Raw genomic sequence first — 6,209 nt, 5'->3', positions numbered from 1 at the left:
CCGGTCAACTGTGGGGGTGTCTCGGTGGTTGGGCCCGGGGGGCGCCCACCGTGATTCCAAACCCCCACCCCTTATTTTATACAACCCCCCCCCCCGGGGGGGGGCGCCCCCGCCCCCCCCGCCCCCCCCGCCCCTCTCAACGCCCGTGGGCGGGCCGCCGACCCGGTGCCGCCCGTCCCCACCCGAATGCCTAGACCCGAGGTAGCCACCTGAGATGAAGCTCGAACTGCGGGGCATCACCAAGCGATTCGGCGCGCTGACCGCCAACGACCACATCAGCCTGACCGTCGAGCCCGGCGAGATCCACTGCCTGCTCGGCGAGAACGGCGCCGGCAAGTCCACGCTGATGAACGTGCTCTACGGGCTCTACCAGGCCGACGAGGGCGAGATCCTGCTCGACGACGCCGTCCAGCACTTCTCGGGCCCGGGCGACGCCATGGGCGCCGGAATCGGCATGGTGCACCAGCACTTCATGCTGGTGCCCGTCTTCACCGTCGCCGAGAACGTCATGCTCGGCCACGAAGAGACCAGGTCCGGCGGCCGGCTCGACCTCGCCGCGGCTCGCGCCAAGGTGCGAGAGATCAGCAGCCGGTTCGGCTTCGACATCGACCCCGACGCCCTCGTCGAGGAGCTGCCCGTCGGTGTGCAGCAACGCGTCGAGATCATCAAGGCCCTGTCCCGTGACGCGAAGGTGCTCGTGTTCGACGAGCCCACCGCCGTGCTCACGCCGCAGGAGACCGACGAGCTCATGGTGATCATGCGTCAGCTGCGTGACGCCGGCACCGCCATCGTCTTCATCACCCACAAGCTGCGCGAGGTACGCGAGGTCGCCACCCGCATCACGGTCATCCGCCTCGGCACGGTCGTGGGCGAGGCCGAACCGACCGCCTCGAACGCCGAGCTCGCCTCGCTCATGGTCGGTCGCGCCGTCGAGCTCACCGTCCAGAAGGCCCCCGCAGAAGCCGGTGAGCCCGCCCTGGTGGTCGAGAACCTCCGGGTGGTCGACCCCATCGGGCAGGTCGTCGTGGACGACGTCTCGTTCGAGGTCCGCCGGGGCGAGATCCTCGCCATCGCCGGCGTCCAGGGCAACGGTCAGACCGAACTCACCGAGGCCATCCTCGGCCTCCAGCCACGGGTCGAGGGGCGGGTCTCCCTGGACGGGCGCGACATCACGGGCCGCAGCGTGCGCCAGGTCCTCGACGCGGGCGTCGGTTTCGTCCCCGAGGACCGCAACCAGGACGGCCTCGTCGGCGAGTTCACCGTGGCCGAGAACCTCATGCTCGACCGCTCGCAGTCCGGTCCCTTCGTGAAGCGCGGCTCGCTCAAGCTCGCCGAGCTCGCGGCGTTCGCCGTGGCCAAGGTGAAGGAGTTCGACATCCGCACCCAGGGCATCACGACGCCTGCCGGCCGCCTCTCGGGCGGCAACCAGCAGAAGGTCGTGCTGGCGCGCGAGCTCAGCCGCGACCTGCGGCTCTTCGTGGCCGCCCAGCCCACCCGCGGCATCGACGTCGGGTCGATCGAGTTCGTGCACAAGCGCATCGTCGAGACCCGCGACCAGGGCGTGCCCGTCATCGTCGTCTCGACCGAGCTCGACGAGGTCGCCGCCCTGGCCGACCGCATCGCCGTGATGTATCGCGGCACCATCGTCGGCATCGTGCCGGCGGACACCCCTCGCGACGTGCTGGGGCTCATGATGGCCGGCGAGATGCCGCAGGGAACGGAGCAGGCAGCGTGAGCGACGCCACGACCACCACGACGGGCCCGGGCACGCCACCCGCCCCGTCGTCACCGGAGTCGACCGAGGGACGCGGCTCGCGCCTCCTGAGAGAGATCACGACCGGCAACGCCGCCATCTCGGTGCTCGCCGTCGTGCTGGCACTCGTCGTCTCGGGCCTCCTCATCGGGTTCACCGACACCACGGTGCAGGGCACGCTGGGCTATTTCTTCTCGCGCCCGGCCGACTTCTTCCAGGCGTTCTGGACCGCGGTCGGCGGGTCGTACTCGTCGCTCTTCCAGGGCGCGATCTACAACTTCCGGGTCGACGGCTTCGCGGCGGGCATCCGTCCGCTGACCGAGACGCTGAACTACGCCGTGCCCCTCATCGCCGCGGGCCTCGGCGTCGCGGTCGCGTTCCGCGTGGGCCTGTTCAACATCGGTGCCCGCGGGCAGATGCTGATGGCCTCGGCCGCCGCCGGCTGGGTGGGCTTCTCCTTCCACCTGCCGCTCGCCGTGCACCTTCCCCTCGCGCTCGCCGCCGGCATCGCCGCGGGTGCCCTGTGGGGCGGCATCGTGGGCCTGCTCAAGGCCCGCACCGGCGCCCACGAGGTGATCCTCACGATCATGCTCAACTACATCGCCTTCTACCTGTTGGCCTTCATGTTGCGGACGCAGGGCCTGCTGCAGGCTCCGGGCAGCGCGAACCCCAAGTCGCCCGCCACGCTCGACACGGCGATCCTGCCCGACCTGTTCGGCGCCCGCTACAACCTCAACTGGGGCTTCGTGCTGGTCATCGTGATCACCGCCGTCGTGTGGTGGCTGATCAACCGGTCGACGCTCGGCTTCCGGTTCCGTGCCGTCGGCGAGAACCCGCACGCAGCCCGCACGGCCGGCATGAACGTCAAGAACATCTACCTCTACGCGATGCTCATCTCGGGTGCCCTCGCGGGCGTCGCGGGGTCGACCCAGGTGCTCGGCACGCTGACCAGCGGCTTCACCTCGGGCATCGACGCCGGCATCGGCTTCGACGCGATCACGGTCGCGCTGCTCGGTCGTTCGCGGCCGTGGGGAGTGTTCGGCGCCGGCGTCCTCTTCGGCGCGCTCAAGGCCGGCGGGTACTCGATGCAGGCCGCCAACGGCGTGCCGATCGACATCGTGCTCGTCGTGCAGTCCCTCATCGTGTTGTTCGTGGCCGCGCCCCCGCTGGTCCGAGCGATCTTCCGTCTGCCGGCCCCGGGCCTCCGCCCGGTGCGCAAGGCCTCGAACAAGGAGGCGGTGGTCACCAAGTGAGCACGCTCACCCCCGACACCGCGGTCCCCGCCGCGCCGTCGCCCGACCTGGCGCGGACCTCCTCCCGCAGCCTCAAGGCCCCGATCGCGTTCGCGATCTTCACCGTCGTGGCCGCCGTGCTGTTCCTCGGCCTCGCCCGGGACGGCGAGAGCACCTTCCGCCTGTCGACGACGACGGACTTCTTCGCCCTGCCCGACGCGGTCCTGCCGGCGGCCGGCACAGGCATCGTGCTGACGGTGCTCCTGGCCGTCATCACGGTGGTCGCGGTGCTGCGCGCCGTCCGCTTCGAGAAGGTGCCGATCTGGCTGATCGCCGTGTTCGGCGTCCTCTTCCTGCTCGGCTTCCTCACGTGGGCGAGCGCCGGTCAGACCATCCCGGTGCCCGGTCTGCTGCTCGGCGCCCTCGCACTCAGCACCCCGCTGATCTTCGGTGCCCTCGGCGGCGTCATCAGCGAGCGGGTCGGTGTCGTCAACGTCGCGATCGAGGGGCAGTTGCTCGCGGGCGCCTTCGTCTCGGCCATGGTCGCCTCGGCGACCGGGTCGGCCTACGTCGGCCTGGTCGGGGCGATGATCGCGGGCGTGCTCGTGTCGATGGTCCTCGCGGTCTTCAGCATCCGCTACATCGTCGACCAGGTCATCGTCGGCGTCGTGCTCAACGTGCTCGTCACGGGCCTCACCAGCTTCCTGTACTCGCAGGTGCTGTCGAAGTCCGAGTCGCTGAACCGCGGCGTGCGGTTCCCGCAGCTCGACATCCCGGTCCTCAGCCAGATCCCGATCGTCGGGCCGGTCTTCTTCCGTCAGACGATCATCGTCTACCTGATGTACATCGCGATCGCGGTCGTCTTCTACGGTCTCTTCCGCACGCGGTGGGGGCTGCGCCTCCGTTCGGTGGGCGAGCACCCGCAGGCGGCCGACACCGTGGGCATCAAGGTCAACGCCACCCGGTTCTGGAACGTCTCCCTCGCGGGGGCGATCGCCGGTCTCGGCGGGGCGTACTTCACGCTCGGTTCGCTCGGCAACTTCCAGAAAGAGATGACGGCGGGCGCGGGCTTCATCGCCCTGGCCGCGGTCATCTTCGGTCGGTGGGACCCGATCCGGGCCACGCTCGCCGCGCTGTTGTTCGGCTTCGCGAGCAACCTGCAGAACGTGCTCGGGGCCATCGGTTCGCCGGTGCCCAGCGAGTTCATGCTGATGCTGCCGTACGTCGTGACGATCTTCGCGGTCGCCGGCCTGGTCGGGCAGTCCCGGGGCCCCGCGGCGTCGGGCAAGCCCTACATCAAGTCGTGACCGCCCGCAGCAGCGAGTCCGTGCTCGCCGAGACCGACTGGGACGCCCTCCGCGGGGCGGCTCGCGACGCCATGCGCAAGGCGTACGTCCCCTACTCGAACTTCCCCGTGGGGGCCGCGGCCGTCACGGACGACGGCCGGATCGTCTCGGGCTGCAACGTCGAGAACGCCTCGTACGGCATCACCCTCTGCGCCGAGTGCTCACTGGTGTCCGACCTCGTCATGTCGGGAGGGGGCCGTCTGGTCGCCTTCGCCTGCGTCGACGGCAACGGCGGGGTCCTGATGCCCTGCGGGCGGTGCCGTCAGCTGCTCTACGAACACTCCGACGAAGCCATGGTCCTCGACACCGTCTCGGGCTTCAAGACCATCGACGAGGTCATCCCCGACGCGTTCGGACCGCGGCAGCTCGAGGCGTACCGCGCCTCGCAGGGCTGACCCGCGCCTCCTCGTCCCCTCCGGTCGCGACCCCGTGGTCGCGCCCTCGCACCACCCACCGCACCACCGCTAGGAGCCCCGCCGTGACCCAGAACGCCGTCGAACCGTTCGACACCGTCGACCTCATCCGCGTCAAGCGGGGCGGCGACGCCCTCAGCACCGCGCAGATCGACTGGCTCATCGACGCGTACACGCGCGGGTACGTCGCGGACGAGCAGATGTCGGCGCTGACCATGGCGATCTTCCTCAACGGCATGGAGCGCCGGGAGATCCGCGACATGACGATGGCCATGATCCGGTCGGGCGAGACGATGGACTTCGCCGGGCTCGGCAAGACGACCGTCGACAAGCACTCGACCGGTGGCGTCGGTGACAAGATCACCCTGCCGCTGGCTCCGCTCGTCGCCTCGTTCGGCGTCGCCGTGCCCCAGCTCTCGGGCCGTGGCCTCGGCCACACCGGGGGAACGCTCGACAAGCTCGAGTCGATCCCCGGCTGGCAGGCCTCGATCTCGAACGACCGCATGCGCGAGATCATGGCCGACAGCGGCGCCGTCGTCTGCGCCGCCGGGTCGGGCCTCGCCCCCGCCGACGGCAAGCTCTACGCGCTCCGTGACATCACGGGCACCGTCGAGGCCATCCCGCTGATCGCGTCGTCGATCATGAGCAAGAAGATCGCCGAGGGCACCGCCGCCCTCGTCCTCGACGTCAAGTTCGGGTCGGGCGCCTTCATCCAGGACATCGAGCGGTCGCGTGAGCTGGCCCGCACGATGGTCGACCTCGGCACCGACGCCGGCGTCGCGACCACCGCCTTGCTGACCGACATGAACGTGCCGCTCGGGTTGACCATCGGCAACGCCCTCGAGGTCCGTGAGTCGGTCGAGACCCTCGCCGGAGGCGGCCCCGCCGACATCCGCGAGCTCACGGTGGCACTCGCCCGCGAGATGCTGACCCTCGCGGGTCGACCCGACGCCGACGTCGAGGCCGCCCTCGACGACGGACGCGCCATGGACGCCTGGAAGCGCATGATCCGTGCCCAGGGCGGGGACCCCGACGCCGCGCTGCCCACCGCCCGCGAGACGCACGTCGTCACCGCCGGGCGCAGCGGTCACCTGACCGAGCAGCACGCGCTGCCCTTCGGCATCGGTGCCTGGCGCCTCGGTGCCGGTCGCGCCCGCAAGCAGGACCCCGTGCAGGCGGCCGCCGGCATCGAGCTGCACGCGAAGCCGGGCGACCGGGTCACCGAGGGCCAGCCCCTCTTCACCCTGCACACCGACGAACCCGAGCGGTTCGAGCGTGCCCTCGAGGCCGTCGACGGGGCGTGGACGATCGGCGACGAGGCTCCGGCGGCGCGCACGATCGTCGCCGAGCGCATCGGCTGACGACCCGCCCGAGCACGTCCCACCGGCACCGGGGCGCCCGGCCCGGGGGGGGGGGGGGGGGGGGGGGGGGGGGCCCCCCCCCCCGGGGGCGCCGCCCCGGGCGC

At 70.9% G+C, this 6,209-nt stretch carries 5 protein-coding genes; all 5 read left to right on the top strand.

Features of this window, described 5'->3' with window-relative positions; translation table 11 throughout:
- The first annotated feature begins 214 nt into the window (after nt 1-214).
- The 5 genes from ACVJ1F_RS15350 to ACVJ1F_RS15330 all read left to right on the top strand — a co-directional run bounded on the left by ACVJ1F_RS15350 (nt 215) and on the right by ACVJ1F_RS15330 (nt 6,105).
- Complete coding sequence (locus ACVJ1F_RS15350; RefSeq protein ID WP_056046408.1) at nt 215-1,735, top strand: ABC transporter ATP-binding protein; 1,521 nt, start codon at nt 215-217, stop codon at nt 1,733-1,735.
- Entirely contained in the window at nt 1,732-3,006 is a 1,275-nt protein-coding gene (locus ACVJ1F_RS15345; RefSeq protein ID WP_056046406.1) for an ABC transporter permease, read from the top strand. The genes ACVJ1F_RS15350 and ACVJ1F_RS15345 overlap by 4 nt, the downstream gene beginning before the upstream one ends.
- A complete protein-coding gene (locus ACVJ1F_RS15340) occupies nt 3,003-4,292 on the top strand; it encodes an ABC transporter permease (RefSeq protein WP_456887282.1) in 1,290 nt (429 codons plus the stop codon). Before ACVJ1F_RS15345 ends, ACVJ1F_RS15340 begins: the two co-directional genes overlap by 4 nt.
- Nucleotides 4,289-4,726: a cytidine deaminase gene (locus ACVJ1F_RS15335; protein WP_162234605.1), complete on the top strand. Its 438-nt coding sequence runs from the start codon at nt 4,289-4,291 to the stop codon at nt 4,724-4,726. Before ACVJ1F_RS15340 ends, ACVJ1F_RS15335 begins: the two co-directional genes overlap by 4 nt.
- A gap of 83 nt (nt 4,727-4,809) precedes the next feature.
- Nucleotides 4,810-6,105, top strand: a complete 1,296-nt coding sequence (locus tag ACVJ1F_RS15330) for a thymidine phosphorylase (RefSeq protein ID WP_056046402.1) — start codon at nt 4,810-4,812, stop codon at nt 6,103-6,105.
- Nucleotides 6,106-6,209 lie beyond the last annotated feature (104 nt).

This window comes from Frigoribacterium sp. 2355 (assembly GCF_054060695.1).
The sequence above is the reverse complement of the archived record's forward strand: the minus strand, read 5'-3'. Positions and strand labels throughout refer to the sequence as shown.

What these genes read in the sequence shown, in the direction of transcription:
- ACVJ1F_RS15350 (WP_056046408.1), top strand. Translation starts at nt 215, where the DNA reads ATGAAGCTCGAACTGCGGGGCATCACCAAGCGATTCGGCGCGCTGACC.